13 protein-coding genes and 2 pseudogenes are annotated in these 16363 nt (G+C 60.9%); 8 read left to right on the top strand and 7 right to left on the bottom strand.

What is annotated here, in order from left to right; all coding sequences use genetic code 11:
- The first annotated feature begins 3 nt into the window (after window positions 1–3).
- Entirely contained in the window at window positions 4–921 is a 918-nt protein-coding gene (locus NED97_RS21185; RefSeq protein WP_252490778.1) for an ABC transporter ATP-binding protein, read from the top strand.
- A complete protein-coding gene (locus NED97_RS21180) occupies window positions 914–1699 on the top strand; it encodes an ABC transporter permease subunit (protein WP_252490777.1) in 786 nt (261 codons plus the stop codon). Before NED97_RS21185 ends, NED97_RS21180 begins: the two co-directional genes overlap by 8 nt.
- 63 nt (window positions 1700–1762) lie before the next feature.
- Here the strand turns inward: NED97_RS21180 and NED97_RS21175 are convergent, their stop codons facing one another.
- The gene (locus NED97_RS21175; RefSeq protein WP_252490776.1) at window positions 1763–3055 is read right to left on the bottom strand and encodes an MFS transporter; all 1293 of its coding nucleotides are present in this window, start codon (window positions 3053–3055) and stop codon (window positions 1763–1765) included.
- Window positions 3056–3305: 250 nt separating this feature from the next.
- Complete coding sequence (locus NED97_RS21170; RefSeq protein WP_382207857.1) at window positions 3306–4439, bottom strand: MFS transporter; 1134 nt, start codon at window positions 4437–4439, stop codon at window positions 3306–3308.
- Window positions 4440–5442: 1003 nt separating this feature from the next.
- On the opposite strand from NED97_RS21170, the gene NED97_RS21165 reads away from it, so the two are divergent.
- On the top strand, window positions 5443–6540 hold the full coding sequence (locus NED97_RS21165; RefSeq protein WP_252490774.1) for a carboxypeptidase-like regulatory domain-containing protein: 1098 nt from the start codon (window positions 5443–5445) through the stop codon (window positions 6538–6540).
- Window positions 6541–6613: 73 nt separating this feature from the next.
- Here the strand turns inward: NED97_RS21165 and NED97_RS21160 are convergent.
- The 3 genes and pseudogenes from NED97_RS21160 to NED97_RS21150 form a co-directional block, all read right to left on the bottom strand.
- A pseudogene (locus NED97_RS21160) lies at window positions 6614–6726 on the bottom strand (IS6 family transposase); the annotation flags it as partial.
- Between the two features lie 102 nt (window positions 6727–6828).
- A pseudogene (locus tag NED97_RS21155) lies at window positions 6829–7373 on the bottom strand (class I SAM-dependent methyltransferase); the annotation flags it as partial.
- A gap of 113 nt (window positions 7374–7486) precedes the next feature.
- Window positions 7487–7813, bottom strand: coding sequence for a TRAM domain-containing protein (locus NED97_RS21150; protein WP_252490773.1), 327 nt, complete (start codon window positions 7811–7813; stop codon window positions 7487–7489).
- Between the two features lie 483 nt (window positions 7814–8296).
- Here NED97_RS21150 and NED97_RS21145 point away from each other — a divergent pair, with 483 nt between their 5' ends.
- The 3 genes from NED97_RS21145 (at window position 8297) to NED97_RS21135 (ending at window position 12332) form a co-directional block, all read left to right on the top strand.
- Window positions 8297–9454, top strand: coding sequence for an MFS transporter (locus tag NED97_RS21145; protein WP_252490772.1), 1158 nt, complete (start codon window positions 8297–8299; stop codon window positions 9452–9454).
- Window positions 9455–9631: 177 nt separating this feature from the next.
- Window positions 9632–11176, top strand: coding sequence for a hypothetical protein (locus NED97_RS21140; RefSeq protein ID WP_252490771.1), 1545 nt, complete (start codon window positions 9632–9634; stop codon window positions 11174–11176).
- Between the two features lie 418 nt (window positions 11177–11594).
- The gene (locus tag NED97_RS21135) at window positions 11595–12332 is read left to right on the top strand and encodes a hypothetical protein (protein WP_252490770.1); all 738 of its coding nucleotides are present in this window, start codon (window positions 11595–11597) and stop codon (window positions 12330–12332) included.
- Between the two features lie 201 nt (window positions 12333–12533).
- On the opposite strand, the gene NED97_RS21130 is transcribed toward NED97_RS21135, so the two are convergent.
- Both NED97_RS21130 and NED97_RS21125 read right to left on the bottom strand, forming a co-directional pair.
- Window positions 12534–13664 carry a hypothetical protein gene (locus tag NED97_RS21130; protein WP_252490769.1) on the bottom strand — a complete coding sequence of 377 codons (1131 nt, stop codon included), beginning with the start codon at window positions 13662–13664 and terminating at the stop codon, window positions 12534–12536.
- A 232-nt stretch (window positions 13665–13896) separates the two neighbouring features.
- On the bottom strand, window positions 13897–14502 hold the full coding sequence (locus NED97_RS21125; RefSeq protein ID WP_252490768.1) for a hypothetical protein: 606 nt from the start codon (window positions 14500–14502) through the stop codon (window positions 13897–13899).
- A 974-nt stretch (window positions 14503–15476) separates the two neighbouring features.
- Here NED97_RS21125 and NED97_RS21120 point away from each other — a divergent pair.
- Window positions 15477–15815: a hypothetical protein gene (locus NED97_RS21120; protein ID WP_252490767.1), complete on the top strand. Its 339-nt coding sequence runs from the start codon at window positions 15477–15479 to the stop codon at window positions 15813–15815.
- A gap of 194 nt (window positions 15816–16009) precedes the next feature.
- Entirely contained in the window at window positions 16010–16168 is a 159-nt protein-coding gene (locus NED97_RS21115) for a hypothetical protein (RefSeq protein ID WP_252490766.1), read from the top strand.
- Window positions 16169–16363 lie beyond the last annotated feature (195 nt).

Raw genomic sequence — 16363 nt, 5'->3', positions numbered from 1 at the left:
GGTATGGCCGTTATTGAAGTGACCGAGCTGACGAAAGACTACGGGAGCGTCCTCGGCGTCGACTCCCTATCGTTCGCCGTCGAGGAGGGCGAAGTGTTCGGCTTCCTCGGTCCGAACGGAGCCGGGAAGACGACGACGATTCGCGCTCTCCTCGGGTTACTCGCGCCGACGTCCGGAACGGCGACGGTGCTCGGGGCGGACGTCCGCGACGAGGATGCGCTCATCGAAGCGAAGCGGCGGATCGGCTACCTGCCGGCGCACCTCGGGTTCGACGAAGACGTGACCGGCGAGCGAGTCCTCGACTATCACGCGTCCGTCAAAGGCGATCACAGGCGCGAGGAGCTCCTCGAGGTGTTCACGCCGCCCGTCGACCGGCCGATTCGGGAGTACTCGACCGGGAACGAGCGGATGCTCGGGATCGTCCAGGCGTTCATGCACGATCCCGATCTCGTCATCATGGACGAACCGACGTCGGGACTGGACCCGCTCAAACAGGAGGAGTTCAACGAGTTCGTCAGGAGCGAGCGCGAGCGGGGAACGACGATCTTCTTCTCCTCGCACGTGCTGAGCGAGGTGCGCCGCGTCTGCGACCGCGTCGGGATCCTCCGGGCCGGACGGCTCGTCGGACTCGAGGACGTCGAGACGCTCCTCGATCAGGGCGGCAAGCGCGTCCAGCTTCGAACTCCCAGCGAGGTACGTTCGGAACTCACCAGCCTCGACGGCGTCTTCGACGTTGCGACGATCGGCGACGAAGTCCGGTTCACCTACACAGGAGGCTACAACACGCTGCTCCGCAAACTCGCGACCTACGACGTTCTCGAGGTCGAGATCAGCGAACCCCCGCTCGAAGACGTGTTCATGCACTACTACGGAACGAACGGTGCGGAGCAACCCGGTCAGGAGGTAAAATCTGATGTTTGAGACCGCCCGCTACGAGGCGAGCCGTCGGATTCGGGGAACGGCGGTCCTGACCGCCGGTATCGGAGCGTACGCGGCGTTCGTAGTCTGGTACTTCACGCAACTCGAGGGCGTCGATCTGGACGAGATGCTCGAGTCGATGCCGCCCGCCATGATGGAGGCGTTCGGGATCGAGGCGATGACGACTATCGAGGGATTCCTCGGCGCTCAGTTCTACAGTTTCGTGTGGCTGCTCGGGTTGGGACTGTACTTCGCGTACGCCGCTGGGGGAGCGATCGCGAGCGACATCGAACACGACCGAATGGACCTGCTGCTCTCGTTTCCACTCTCTCGATCGAACCTGCTTACGGAGAAATTCACCTCGTTGCTGGTCCCGCTCGCCGCACTCAACGTCGTCGTCGGTGCCGTCGTCTACGTCCTGGTGCTCGCGATCGGCGAGTCGATCGATCCGGCGCATCTCGCGCTGGTGCACCTGCTGTCGATCCCGTATCTCCTCGTCTGCACGGGGATCGGTCTGGTCCTTTCGGTGCTCGTCGATCGAGCGGACGTCGCACAGCGCATCGCCGTCGCACTCGTGTTCGTTCTCTTCCTCGTCGAGTCGCTGGTCGCAGGGGCGGGCGATTTCGAGTGGATTCAGTACGTCAGTCCGACTCACTACTACGATCCGACGCCGATTCTGATCGACGGAACGTACCGGCTAGCCGACACCGGTATCCTCCTCGCCGCGTTCCTCGTTCTCTCGATCGTCAGCCGGTTCCTGTTCCGGCGACGAGACATATAAGGATATAGCGACGATACCGCCCGGACAGGGCGGCACCCGGGCAAGACATCAGACTGCCAGGTATCAGCTGACACCTGTACAACAGCGCTGCTCTCGGAGGTACAGCCAGAGCGAACTGAGAAACGCCACCGCGACGGCGGCGGTCGTAATAGCGAAGGCGACGCGGTACCCGAACTCGGTGTAGACGACGGTCCCCGCGACGACGTCGCCGGTCCGATATCGGTCGAGTGCGATGCCCATCAGCGGCGGGAGGACGGTCGCCCCGAAAAAGCCCGCCCCGTTGACGGTGGCGGTGGCGACGCCGCTCGCTTCGGGCGGATACTTTTCCTTGACGATCGACAGCGAGAGCATCACGAACCCGAGGGAGAAACCGATGAAGAAGTACGTGGCGGCGATGACGACCAGGGGAGGGTTGCCGAAGATAGGTACCGTAGCGAGCGAGAGCATGAACGCGCCGAGACCGACGGCCATCGGGAGGAATCGCCGCCCGATTCTGTCCGATACCCAGCCGACCATCGGGGCGCCGATAAGCATCCCAACCGACCCGAGCAGCGTGTAGTACGACGCCGTCGTAACGTCGAGTTCGTAGACGATGACGAGATACGGCACACCCCAGAGACCGATGATCGTCAGGATGGTCCCCATCGAGGAGAAGAAGATGAGCGACAGCAGCCACTGGTCGGCGTCGGCGAGCAGGTCTCGCAAGTAGTCGGTCGTCTCGGCGAGCGTCACCGACGGCTGTTCGGGCACGTTATCGATCGGCTCGAGGCCGGCGTCTGCGGGCGAACTCCGGGTAAGCGCGAGGACCGCGCCACCTGCGACGAAGCCGAGCAGGGCGAGCCCGAACACCGTCTGGCGCCACCCGAACCAGCCGATAGCGATCGCCAGCGGCGTCGTCGCGAAGATGGCCCCGAGGCCGGCGACGCCGCCGGTCAACCCCGTCATCGTCGCAAACTCGTCGATTCGATACCAGTTCGCACAGAATCGCAGAACGGAGATGAAGATGACGCCGCTCCCGAGACCGATAAGCGCTCGCGAGAGAAAGGCCGCGACGTAGCCACCACTCGCCGTGAACGCGATCGCACCGAGACTGAGGGTGAACGCGCCGGCCGCGCCAACGTATCGCGGCCCGTATCGATCCGCTAACGCCCCGGTCGGAATCTGGACGATGGCGTAGATGACGAAAAACGAGGCGTGGAGCGTCCCCAACTGGGCGGCCGTGATACCGAAATCGCCGGTCAACTGCTCCGATAGCACGGCCGTCGACAGTCGGTGGACGTTGACGAGCAGGAAGACGAGAGCCAGCGCCCCCCACGCGAGCCAGCGCCGTTTCGTGGGGTCTGTTAGCAGATCCACGCCCGCTCGTTCTCGAGGTTAGTGAGTAAGTGTTGTGATAGTAAACCGTCCGGTCGACGGGGACGACCCCCGCGGCTTTAGACGCGCGGCGATCCGTCAGCTCCGAAACGACCCCCCGGAGATACGGGCGACGGGTAACCCGCGCCTCTCGAGAGATCGGTCCCTCCGTTCGCTCGAAGAGGATGCCACGAGCTAACGGTCATCACCGCGTTCGTCCGGATCGTCGAGACGAAATAATCGTCGAGGGTAGTCACACTCGAGGAGCCGCGTCCGGCTCCGCGGTTCCGGCAGCAACGGTCCACATTCCGACGACGACGGCAGCGAACGTCAGGAGGATGGCGATCGTAAACCCTCCCGTGTAAGCGACGCTCACCGTTCCTAGCGGCGGCATCGCCAACGCGGTGATGCCGATGGCGATGTTGAACACGCCGACGATGGCGGTGTCGTTCTCGGGCGAGTAGACGGTCATGAGCAGCGGGATGTACAGCGTCGCCGAGCCGCCCAGTCCGAGTCCGATCAAGAAAATCGCGATCGGCATCGCCGGAACGGTAGAGGCGAACAGCAGGGAAACGCCGATAGCCGCGCAGACGAGCGACGCGAGAAACGCTCGTCGCGAGCCCACGACGTCGGCGAGATAGCCGCCACCGATCCGCGAGATGATGCTGACGCCACCGATCAGACCGAACGCGGCCGAAGCACCGGCCTCCGTCAGTCCGCGGTGGGCGAACAGATCGACGGCGTAGGCGGCGAGCAACTGGTACCACGCGAAGGAGAGCGCCATCCCCACGAACAGCAGCTGAAAGGTTCGCGTCCCGCCCAGGCGGGTGAGCCACTCGAGCAGTTCACCGGCGGTCGCGGTCGACTGCTCGGCCCATCGCGGTCGTCGACAGACGAGGCCTGCGAGGAAAAACGCGAGCGCGGTCACCGACACGATGACGAGGAAGCCGCGGCGCACGCCTAGCTCCGCGAGGGCAAGTTGCCAGACGGGCGGAAGCACGAACAGGCCGAGCCCGTTGCCGACGAAGATGAGGCCCGTTGCAGCGCCGCGCCGGGCCTCGAACCAGCGCGGGACGACCGACGCGATGAGAACGAAGGCCGTTCCCAGTGCGAGCCCGAGGACGGCGAACACGACGGCCAGCCCGACGACCGACCGCGTAACGTACAGCGAAGGTGCCAGAACAGCCGCTGCGAGCGAACAGACGACGAGTACTGCTCGAGACCGGAACCGCGCGCCGAAGACGCCGACGAGTCCGGACCCGATAAAGAACGTGAAGAGCATTCCGGCGAACACGCCGGAGAGGGCGACCGGCGAGATGCTGAACGCGTCGCTGAACGGACCTCGGAAAATACCGTACGACAGCGGCGTACCGAAGGTGAATACCATCGCAACGGCGCCGACAACCGCCACTACCCAGCTACGACGGCTGTCGGGACGTTCCGAGCGCTCGGCACACACGACCCGCTCTCGACCGTACTCGGCCGAAAGGGTTCTGATTCGCTCTCACTGCCAGCCGCGTGATCGAGGGCGTGTTACGACCCGTTCTCCGGCCGTAATTCATCGGAGACGGCCGTTACGGACGGATGAGAAGCCGAACGGTTGCAACCGAACCGTCTCCGCAGTTACAGAGGTGGGCGGCGACCACGACAGTCGGGTGCCGTTGTCGGGATCGGGATCACCGCCTCGGGTGGGGAACCGCGAACGCTGGCTTGGTACAACGGGCCAGATTTCGATTCCTCGTCGATCGGTTGTTGGTGCAGGTGTGATACCCGCGTGTTGTGTAATACCATATTACGACTTAAGAGAATCCTTTGGCCCAGTATTTGCACCGATCACATTCGACAGTACGGCGCGCGGAGCGAACGGAGAATCCCGCGCGACCGAGTTTACCGGTCCGCCGTGGAGTGCACCGAAAACGCCCGGCAGCCTGCAATCGAATTTTCGTCCCCGCTTGATCCACTCGCCGAACCGGACGGTGCGAGCGCGCGCCATCTCCGAGCAGCGAGGCGAGCGTCTCTCGTTCGAATCCCGCAGCACGACCAGTGGCAAGATCCTCACACAATCGAATGGGTCTAACGAGTGTAAAATAGTAACACCCGTTCGGAAGAAAGTGATTGCTAACTTCCAGTAATACTCTCCGACGAACAGATACGGTACCAGGGGATTTGAGCCGGAACGAGCGGCGACAGCGGTGTCGTCCCTGGACTCGTGCCGCCTCGAGAAACGACTGATATTTTATCTATCAACATCGGTGAAAATTCGTCATAACGCCGTTTTGAGAGGTTCTACACCGATTCGATACGCTAAACATAGTGGAACGAAGAACGGTCTATCCAGCGCTCATGTATCGGCATCGAATCGGCGGAGAGCGGCCACGAACGAGAGACACATGGATCTAAATCGTCGCGAATTCAGTACGGCTGCGGGGGTATCACTTTCAGCGGTCCTTGCGGGGTGTGGCGCACTCGAGGACGACTCGGATGGCGAGGGCGAGAACGAAACCGATCGGGAGTTCGAGGACGATGACGATTCAGACGTTAAGAACACTGACGATTCAGACGCCGAGGACACCGACGGTTCCGACACTGGGGGCGAAGACGAGACCGACAGCGACGAGCAGAAGATGCACGAAGACGAGTCGGTCGCGGGAACGATTCTGCTGTCGGATGACGCTGAACATCATCTCGCGGTCGTGAGACACACCTTCACCTGGGCGAGCGAACCGCCGAGCGACCACTGTCACGTTCACGTGATGGTCGAGAACACGAGCGATGCGGAGATGACCATCGACATGGAAGCCCGGATTTACGGGGAGGACGGAACGGAACTCTCCGCAACCACGGATACCGGAGTCGAGGGGCCCGGACCGGGCGATGACGACACGGTCTACTCGCTCGAACTCGATAACTGCGAGGGAACCGTCGAGTACGATTTCGAGGTCACGGACGTTCACGCTGACGACGATGAACCGGATGAATCCGACGAGCAGGACGACTCCGGTGCGCAGGATGAGGCTGACGAACCGAACGACGATAACACGGATGAAACGGATGGATCCGACGAGAGCGAGGACGAGCAGGAGGACGTCGACGACGATGACGAAGACGAGGGGGCTGACGAGGAAGACGATGAAGATGAGGGCGACGCCGGCGAAGATGAGGGTAACGAATCCGATGAGCAGGATGACACTGACGGCGATGGCGAAGACGGGGAGGATGACGGCGACGAGGAGACGAGTATACTGCGAGTAATCGTTCAGAACGGCGACGAAGACCCGATCGATCATGCCACCGTCGAAGTCGATGAAGGCGGTTTCGGCGGTTGGAGCGAAACGCAAGCCGTCGATGGCCAAGGGAGAGCCGACTTCGACGTCGAGAACGGCGAGTACACGCTTATCGTGGAGGCGGACGGCTACCCGACGCTGACTGAAGACATTGAAATCGACCACGACGTGATATACACCGTGACACTCCAAACGAACAACTAACCGCCGTTTCCGGGTTTAACTCGCTGATAGGGGCGTCTAGTTTAGGACCTTCGCTTGTGTTTTCCGTTGAGTGACGGTGCGGTCGCTGTGTGCTACGGTACTGTACGAACTGTTCGATCCATTCTCTGACGCTCGATCGGCTGCCCACGAGTTATGGAAGCGGTCCACCCGCATCGTGAGGCAGTACTCGCCGGCGACGAGTGTCGGTCCCGGTGCTCGAGGCCGGTCTCTCCGTCGGGAAGCCACCTGCGAAGCGTATCGGCATCTCTGGTCCCGATTCGGCGAGCGTCAGGGCGATCGAACTTCCGTCCCGGTGAGATCTGGATACGATTGTGTCTCTCCGGTAGAATTTCGCGCCACCAGCGTAACGACCGCAGCGGTTCCGTCGGTGACCGTCCGTCTCCGTTCTTCGTACTGCAGAATCGTTAGATCTAGACACGTCCGGAGCAGATCGTTCGAGCGATACCTGTACCGATCGTTCGAGGGGCCAACTTCGATCGGATCGGCGGAGCGGAGATGGTGTTCGTAAACCAGGATCCGCCAGGTGCGAGCGCATCCTTCAGTTCGGGGAGATACTCGAGGGCGACGAAGAAACTCACCGTGATCACGCCGTACGCACCGGGTTCCGTATCGAACTCGTCCAGATCGGCGCGGATCCAGTTCACGTCGACATCGCACGCTTCGGCGCGTTGACGGGCGATTGCAAGGGCCTCGTCTGCGACGTCGACCGCATCGACCTCGTAACCGTGATCGGCGAGGAAAAGGGCATTGCGACCGGTTCCAGTTGCGACGTCGAGTGCACGCCCGTTCGGCAACGTATCGATCCGGCGATCACGCCACTTCTCCGGCGAACTACCGGATCGACAGTAAAGGGTAAGCGACGTTCCAGATAGACACCAGGCCGTGGAGAATGAACGACAGACCGCGGCCGTCGAGAACCACGCGGCTATAATTCCGTTTCGACGACTTCTGCTTGTCCGTACGTCTCGTCAACGGAGGTGACTCGAACTGTGGCCTGGATCGCCGAAACCTCTTCCTCGAGAAAAAGAACGAATCCGTTATCCATCTTACAGACGAGCGTTCCGTCGGGTTTCTCGTCAACGATGTCGACAGTCACCTCATCACCCGGCTTAGGCTTTCCACTCAACGACTCTCCGCACCGCCAACAGTCGGTATCGTATTCTGCAGATCCCTCTGGGGCGTTGTTCGCTCCGCACCGAGATGCGTCACATTTGATGAACGTGTCGTGTATTCCTGGCTGGTAGCGTCCCACACCGCAATTATCTCCACTGACTCGTAAAAACGTGCCGCCGCGTTCAGCGGAACCGATAACGAATAGAGCCACGGGTGTACCCCTGATGACGTTGTCTCTTTCTTTGCCACTCGATGCCCGATCAGCGTCCCCGAATACGCTTTCTTCGTCTGGGAACGGATCACGTCGTTATCGCGCTAACTGGATCGGAGGAAAACGGCGTTTCAGTGGAAATCCGGCGTGTCACGCACGACGGGCGGACCGAAATCAGAATCGTCTCCAGAGCGTCCACCAGCGGATGTTATACACGAATACACGGCCAAATCGCTCGCGAAAGGCGGTCTACGATCCGGTCGTTTCGGTTCCGATCTACTGCGAACGTCGATTCGGTAGTCACGGTCGTCTGGTCATCCTCGCTGGGCCCCGTCTCGGAGTGAGCGCCCAACCGGTGTGAACCCGTTCCGATTCCGGAACGTTTGAGACGTTTTACTGGGAATACTGACCGTGACCCGTGCCCGACTCTTCGCTTCCCTCTGCGGATTCGTCTTTCTCGTCAACCTCGCCAGGATCGTCTTCGCACCGCTTTTGAGCGTATTTATCGCCGAATTCGGAATCGGCGAGGCGACCGCCGGACTCATCGTGACACTCGCCTGGGTCGGGAGTGCGGCTCCGAGATTGCCTACCGGATGGATTCTCACGAAAGTTCCGAGACACCACGTCGTGGTCTCGTCGGGAGTGATTCTCTCCATCTCCTCCGGAATCGCTGCGACGGCGACGACGGTTCGACACCTGATGGTCGGTGCCTTCCTCATGGGCATCGCCTCGGGAGTGTACTTCGTCTCGGCGAATCCGCTTCTGAGCGAACTGTATCCCGAGCGCGTCGGACGGATCCTGGGGATCCACGGGGCCGCCAGCCAGGTTGCCGCGGTGATTGCCGCCCCGTTCGTCGTCCTCGCACTCTTCGTCGACTGGCGACTCTCGCTGTGGGCGATCGCGGTTGGTGCAGCAGTGACAACGGCCTATACGTGGTTCGTTGCGAGGAAGACCGATATGCCGACGGCGGGACAGGACGATCGAAGCTTCGTGGCCGGCGCGCTTTCGGAGTGGCGTCTCATCGTAACGGGATTAGCAATCGTCGGCGCAGCATCGTTCGTCTGGCAGGGCCTGTTCAACTTCTACGAACTGTACATGCAGTCGAAAGGGCTCTCCGACTGGGCGGCGGGAGCGATGCTCACGATCGTCTTCACTGCTGGCGTTCCCGCGTTTTACTTCGGCGGCGATCTGGCGGACAGATTTCCGCAAATCCCGTATCTGCTCGGAATCGTCGGTGCCTTCTCCGTGAGCATTCTTCTCTTGACCATCGCGGAAGGTCTGGTTGCACTGATCGTAATCACCACGATCATCGGCTTCGTCATCCACGCCCTGTTCCCGGCTATCGATACGTACCTCCTCGGAACGCTTCCGGATTCGGCACGCGGCAGCGCCTACGCCGTGTTCAGTTCTACGTGGATGCTCACGCAAGCGGTCGGTTCGTCCGCCGTCGGCCTGTTCATCGAGCGCGGCTACTCCTACGACTCGGTGTTTAGCAGTGCCGCGCTCTTCCTCGGTGCCACGATCGTTGTCCTCCTCTTCCTCGAGCGAAGGGGACGATTGCCGAGTTAGATCGAACCTCCGGCACCGTCGTTCCGAATAGCTACCACACAGCGCTTTCCAGTCGGACGAAAGCTCCCAGTTTATTATTCGCGACCGTCCAGGGTACGAACACGCACCGCTATCACCGCGCGAAAGGAGAGCAGAGCGACTGGTAGCGTGATTTGGTGAACCGCTGTCTGTACACATATGAGATCACTTGACCGATCGGGAAGCGATCGACTCGACGAACTCGAGGGGTACCTCGAGGAAATCGGGTCGGAGGTCGATTGCACCGACGAGATCGCCAGCCAGATCGAGACGCTCGAGAGCGCGATCGCCGATCTCTCCGAGGACGGATCCGAGCCGACGCCGGATAGCAGAGTCGTCGCCAGCGAGCACGGCTATCCAGGAGACGGCAGCGGCGGCGACATCGGCGAGTGGATCCTCGAGAATCTCGACGCGGAGATCCATCTGGACGGCGACGTTTATCGGCTTCAGTCGCCAATCGACGTTGCTCCCGGCGACGCCGCGCTCGTCATCGCGGGCGGCGGTCGACTTCGGATCGATCACGACGATCTCGACGCCGCGTTCTCCGTCGGTGACTGGGGCGAGGGCATCTCGTCGTGTGTTCTCGAAGACCTCGAGATCGACCTCAACGGCTACGACGCCGGTATCGGGCGCTTTTTCGTCGACGACTACCTCCACAACTCGAATCTCGTTCTCCGGGGGCGGCGCGATCACTACGAGCAGCGCGGCGACAAGTACTGCTACCTGTCCTGTATCACGTCGAACGAGGGACTCGGATACAACGAGCGAATCCGGATTCCGGACGGCGATCGCTGGAGCGGAGACAACGATAACAGCCACGCGATCGGCATCGCATCAGATCCGCCCCACGTCGGCACGCAGCTCTGGACCGACTGCGTCGTCCGCGAGATCTGGGACAACGGGTTCTACATTCGGAACAGTCCCGACGGGGCGAATCTCCTCGTCTCGCCGCAAGCCGAGAACTGCGGCCGAGCGAACATTCGGCTCGGAAAGGGGGATATCGCGATCGAGCCGACGTCAATCTGGGACATGGATCCGGACGCGGAGCAGTTCCCCGTGCCGGCGGACGACGACGCGGTCAGCGGGTTCGGGACGCTGCTCGCGAGCGACGGCGACGGACCGCTGTTCCTGGGTGGCGAGGCTATCTCGCGTACCGGCCGCAACGATCTCGTCCGAACGTGGGGCGATTCGGGCCAGTTCACCGCGATCGGGACGACGATCGAAAACGAGACGGACCAGTGGGCGATCCGGGCCGGCGTCGGTTCCGGCGGCGACGACGACGCTGTTGCGAAGTTCCTGAACGTCTCGATCCGGGAGGACTCCGGTGCACGCATTCGCGGTGCTGCTGTGTGCTCGCGTCGGACTCGTCTCGTCCTCGAGTCAATTAGCTACGTCAACGACGGGGAGACGAATTCGAGGGCGTTCCTCGAGGCGTACGACGGCGACAGTGCGACGGTCACGGAGAGTTACATCGAGTCGGGAAGTGACAGCGTGGTCCGGTTACGACAGAGTCCGAACGAGATCGTGTTCGCCCGGTGTGAACTAAATGGCGGGATCGATCTCGGCGCTGGCGAGACGATAGACGCGCTCGAACTGGACAACTGCGATCTGTGCGAGTCTGACGAGTTCTGGACGGGTGACGGTAATGCGTCCGCCGTCGAGCGCTTTTCGTTCGACTCGGATCCGGACGCGCTCGTGGAGTGACGAACGGCGGTCGCCCCTCTCGGAGCGTGAAATCCACCCGGCGCTACGGTAGCACCTGGAGCACGAGTCCCGGCGAGCGAAACGGCCGTTTACCGAAACGTCCGCTCTACCGGAGCAGAAATTCTGTTTAATATACTGGTAATCTAATCCCATTAATCATAATATCCACTCTCTTAATCACGAGCGTACCGGAGCGGACACCGTTCGCCTTCCGGATCGCGCTCATAAAACGGCGCTAAGTGAGAAGCGCCGAAATCGGTCGCCGGGAACCGTACGTCTTCCGAACGGAGACATTCGATCGTGCTGCCGTATTTTGCCGGCGGACTCGAACGGGGACGCTGTCGCACCGTTCGACGTGACGGAAATTTCACTTAAGGACCGTATAGCAACATGACTAGTTACTGTCGTTGAATAACGCATGCCAAGCCGAAAACGACGATCCGTGCTGGCGAGTAGTGCAGCACTCCTGACCGGTAGCGTAATCGCCTCGAGCGGCACGGTCGGTGCGGACGATACGAATGACGTGGACCTCGAACTCACCGTCGACGCGGACGATTCGACACACGTAGACCTGGGCCATACATCCTTCCGGATCTCGGTGACGAATCACGGTCTGGACTCCACCTCGGTTCCGGTCGCGCTCGAGGTCGCGCACTTCGACGAGGAACTCGAGACGTTCGAACTCGAGGGCCACGATAGCGCGAGCACGCGACAATCGTTCGATCCCAGAAGTCTCGGCCCGGGCGAACACGACTGGACCGTCACCGTCGGCGACGAGACCGAGACCGGAACGCTCGTCGTCGAGTCGGACGACGACTACGAGGGCAGCGACGAGGGGTTCTACCTTAATGTTCCCGGCTGGGACTCCGGCGAGGAGGAAGTTCTCTACGTCGACGACGCCGACGAGACGCTCCCGCTCGGATTCGACATGACCGCGCTCAACTACCACTACGACGCCGTCGAGGCGGAGTTAACCTTCGATGTCAACAACGAAACCGAGGAAATTCCGCTCGAGTTCGAGCCTCGCGAGTCCAAGCATGTCTTTTCTCGTAAGAATCTCGGCGTAGGACGCTACGAGTGGACGATCACGCTCGGCGAAGAGACCGAAACCGGCCGCATTAGAATCGTTCCCGAAGAGGCGGACGACGACTGCTAATCGCGCTCTTACATCGCCGTCGAGCGTTCGACGTCGATACGCTCGGCGTCGGTGTTCCTCGAGATCGATCGGCCAACGGAACTGATCGAACCGAGTCCGGTATCACCGATCGACCGCCCCGAGGGGCCTCCGGTGGGTGCAGAAACGCCGTGAGTTCGGGGTGCGTTACAGCGGGGGCGAGACCAAAGCCGCGGGTGGATCTCAGCTGCCGAACCACGCGTTGAAGACGTCGATGAGCAGACTCGTACTGATGGTTCCGTTCTCCCAGTCGGAGAGCGCATCCTGAAAGCCGTCGATTTCGACGTCACCAGTCTCGTCGTCGCGATAATCGTCGACCGACGAGCCACCGTCCTCCGGTTCGTCGGTCCCGGATTCGTCGTCCTCCTCGGATCCGTCGTCTTCGGATCCGTCGTCTCCGGGGTCGTCTTCCTCGGCACCGACCGCCTCCGCGGCCGAAGTCGGACATCCGTCGGGGACGACGTTTTGCGGATCGTTTCCGTTTCCGCACTCGAAGTTCACCGTTCCGTCATCGATGGTTCGCCACCCGTCGTGGAACTGGTCGTCCCACTCCGTGCTGAAGACGTCGATTCGACTCCCCTCCTCGTTCGCGCCGGCGACGAACGAGTAGTGATGGCCGTTCATGTCGAAGTTGCAGTCGCGCACCTCGACGGGACCGGGCGACCACGCCCAGACGCCTCGCCCCCGTCGGTACTGTCGGTCGTCGGTAACGGACGCGGTACAGTTCTCGACGGATCCTTCAGCGAGTCGGAACTGCGAGATCCAACAGTTCGCCGCGTAACAGTCCCGTATAACGACCGTCCCACCAGCTCCCCAGTCGGTCCCGGGTGCCGAACAGTAAAAGCCGTTATCGCTCATCTCCTGGATGTTGACGCGCTCGATCTCGAGGTGGCCGTCGTGAGCGGGATCGACCCAGAGACCGGTCGCACCGTTTTCCTCGTAGACGGACCCGTCACCGAGCCACACGTTTTCGATACGCGACGTGCCGCCGCCGGTGTCGGCCACACCGAGGACCGTGCGATTGCCCATATCGACCTGGCCGTCGACCGCGACGTTTCGGATCGTCCAGTCCGTTCCCGTCGCGATAATCGTGACGCCCGCTCCGGAGGCCGTCACGTCGTACGTGACGTTCTCGAGCGTTTCGGAGTCGCCGACTTCGACGACTCTCCGTTCGTCTTCGGGGACGGTGACGGTCTCGTGGTCGGAAGCCGCCGCTGTTGCGGTCATCATCGTTCCCAGAATCGCAGCGCCCGCTATCTTGAGGTACGATCTCCGACCCAGTAGCCCTCGTTTCGCTTCTCGTGTCGTAGACATAGTGTCCGAAGTATTAGTTCATAGATTAACTATAATGAGTTCCGAATATTTTCAATAGCTGTGAGTTAGTTGTCATCGGGGTTAGAATTATGTGTCGCGTCAGTTCGATTTTCGGAGAACTAACGGTACCTGTAATAGGACCGAAAGACCTACTGAAGACGAGTCTCGAGTGCCGAACGGCCGCAATCCGAGACGAGTCGAGGAGGTCGCGGTTGGTGCCTTCTCCCGTCGGTTAGGCCGTCTCGAGAATCCGCTCTTCGAGTTCGTCCTCCGAGATCTCGCCGTTCGCGTACTCCACGATCCACTCGCTCTCGATCTCGAACACGGCGACGTTGAAGCCGTTGTAGTTGATATGCCAGGGAACGGCGTCGATCTCTTCGGTGAACGCTTCGGCGTCGTCGATCGAGTCCGCGAACGCGAGGACGCCCGACTCGAGTTCGGCGTTCAGTTCGTCTTCGTCGAGTTCATCCGCTTCGGCGACGACGGTGACCGAGGCGTCGTCGCGCGTGACGTTCGTCACCGAAACGTCGTCGGTGCTGGTTTCGAACTCCGCTCGGTTGAAGCCGGGGATCTGCTCCTGGCTGTCTTCCCCGTCCGATTCGTCGGCGCCCTGGTCGTCTTCGCTGACGTCGTCAGCGTCGCCCTCTCCCTCAGTATCGTCCTGTCCGTTTTCGCCGTCTTCACTGCCGTCTGCACCGTCCGTGTCGTCGCCGAACGATTCCGTCGTATCGTCCGATTCGTCATCCGACCGGGGATCGTCAGTTTCGGTGCTCGAACAGCCGGCGAGTGCGGTTGCGATCGCTGCTCCGCTTCCGAGGAGTATCTTTCGTCTCTCCATGATCGAGCCATCGGTTGACTCCCTGATTAGTAATCGTCGTGTACCTGTTCTGAAGAAGACACGTGTGACGAGCGCAACCGTTGACCGGTCGAAATTGAACGATAGAACTGTGGTAGGCACAGTGTTACGATCGGAGCTATCGTTTCAACTAGAGATATCCGGACCGATGAGTGACTGTAACCGATGAATGTCGTACACCTCTTACTCGCCGGACATCGATACTCTGACGCCGTAGATTCGATACTTGAGTGTTTGGACGCTGTCGATCGGGACGCCGAAGTAACAGGACGACTGTGCTGCGTCTACCGGTTCGTTCTTCCTCAGCCCCGCTGGGTATCGGTTCCGAGGGTGTCACACGTGATACGCCCTCCGCTGGCATCTACCCGGATGCTGGCTCGACGCCGTGCTACCGACCGCTCGAACCCGTTCGAATCGTACGGGACACACAGGCACACTCGATCGCATTTTCACGAATTTCGTCGCGCTAGCGCGTCAGATTTCACGGAAAGGGATCCACGCGTGTTTCGGGAGAGTGCGCGGCCTCGTGAGCGCAAACGACCCAACGGATCGATCCCCCCTCGAGAATCCGATAGGGGCGGCCGTGAGCACGCCAAGAGGTCGATACGCGAAATAACACGTACTGTCGGTTCACTACCGAATATTCACCGGAAACGCGGTGTCGTTCACTCCTCGTACTTTTCCGCGGTTTCGTAACTGCAGCGTAGCGTTCGGTCGCGTTTTGTACGATAGTGGCGGCGACGATCGTGCTGTCCGATAGCTTGAAACGCGATTTATCGGCTGGTTGCCATAGCACGCGACACGAGAACCGGCACGCCAGAGGCGACGCCAAACTCTCACGGTCCCTCGAGGACGGAGTTCGAGGACCGCGTAGACGACCTCTGGAGTCGGTAGGCGAACTGCGATCTCTGCGCGTACGACTGTCGCGTCGATCGGACCGCAGACGACATCGCTACGTGCCAGGCCGACGACATCCCAGTCGAGAGGCCGAAGGCGAACCCGCCACGCCCGCGGAGATCGCTGAGATCTACCTCCGTTTCGACGACACCGGGCTCGCGACCGGCGGCCTCCTCGTGCGCCATCTCGTCACGCCGAATCCCGTCGAGGGTGCGAAGCGAGCGCTGGAGTTCGTCGCAGGCGAGATTTCCGAAGCGACGTTTGTCGACGTTCGGCCGATCACCGAGGAAGAGTACGAGGAGGTGTTCGAACGCGCCCGCGACAGCGGACTCGAACGACTTTACCTCGACCGCTCGATGCTCGCCGATCGGGATCCGGGCTCGACCGGGTCGTTCTAACGACGAGCAAGCCGGCTGGCGACGCGGAACTCGAGTAGATTCAACGGATCAGCGGCGGTCAGAAATTTACAGCTTCAACATCAGTCAAATTACCAGGATTAACACCGATGCTCTATCGGATATGGCGTGTTTCACCAGTACCCCCGGCGATCGAAAGCAAATACCTTTAGAACTGCTGAAGAACTACATGTGTTATGTCCCTCACCACTGTGCGGCGGTGGTTATCCGACGACGACGTGATCTACGAGTGTCGGGACTGTGGGACGACGCTCGAGTCAGTCCAGCGGGTCTGTCCCTCGTGTGGTTCGTCGGAGATTGCAGAGTACGATAGCTCGGAATACGACGACTCGTAACCGGTCCGTCTCCATCCCGTGGTGGCCGAATCAGTCCGTAATGAGTAGCGCTGTTCACGATATCGATCCCGAGTCCAGTTGTACGTTTTACTCGAGACTGGACCGAGACGGACGCTGTTTCACCGCTACTACGGAATGCAAGGATAATCGCTCGGGTTTGAAAGAATCGGTCGTAGGAATCGATGGGGTATCGCT

The organism is Natronococcus sp. CG52 (assembly GCF_023913515.1).
GTDB classification, from domain to species: Archaea; Halobacteriota; Halobacteria; order Halobacteriales; family Natrialbaceae; genus Natronococcus; species Natronococcus zhouii.
Note: the sequence above shows the minus strand (reverse complement) of the source record. Positions and strands in the feature narration are given on the sequence as shown.

Bases quoted from the DNA above. Each gene is read 5' to 3' on its own strand.
- NED97_RS21185 (WP_252490778.1), top strand. From the start codon at position 4: ATGGCCGTTATTGAAGTGACCGAGCTGACGAAAGACTACGGGAGCGTC.
- NED97_RS21180 (WP_252490777.1), top strand. From the start codon at position 914: ATGTTTGAGACCGCCCGCTACGAGGCGAGCCGTCGGATTCGGGGAACG.
- NED97_RS21170 (WP_382207857.1), bottom strand. From the start codon at position 4,439: ATGGTATTCACCTTCGGTACGCCGCTGTCGTACGGTATTTTCCGAGGT.
- NED97_RS21165 (WP_252490774.1), top strand. From the start codon at position 5,443: ATGGATCTAAATCGTCGCGAATTCAGTACGGCTGCGGGGGTATCACTT.
- NED97_RS21140 (WP_252490771.1), top strand. From the start codon at position 9,632: ATGAGATCACTTGACCGATCGGGAAGCGATCGACTCGACGAACTCGAG.
- NED97_RS21135 (WP_252490770.1), top strand. From the start codon at position 11,595: ATGCCAAGCCGAAAACGACGATCCGTGCTGGCGAGTAGTGCAGCACTC.
- NED97_RS21130 (WP_252490769.1), bottom strand. From the start codon at position 13,664: ATGTCTACGACACGAGAAGCGAAACGAGGGCTACTGGGTCGGAGATCG.
- NED97_RS21125 (WP_252490768.1), bottom strand. From the start codon at position 14,502: ATGGAGAGACGAAAGATACTCCTCGGAAGCGGAGCAGCGATCGCAACC.
- NED97_RS21115 (WP_252490766.1), top strand. From the start codon at position 16,010: ATGTCCCTCACCACTGTGCGGCGGTGGTTATCCGACGACGACGTGATC.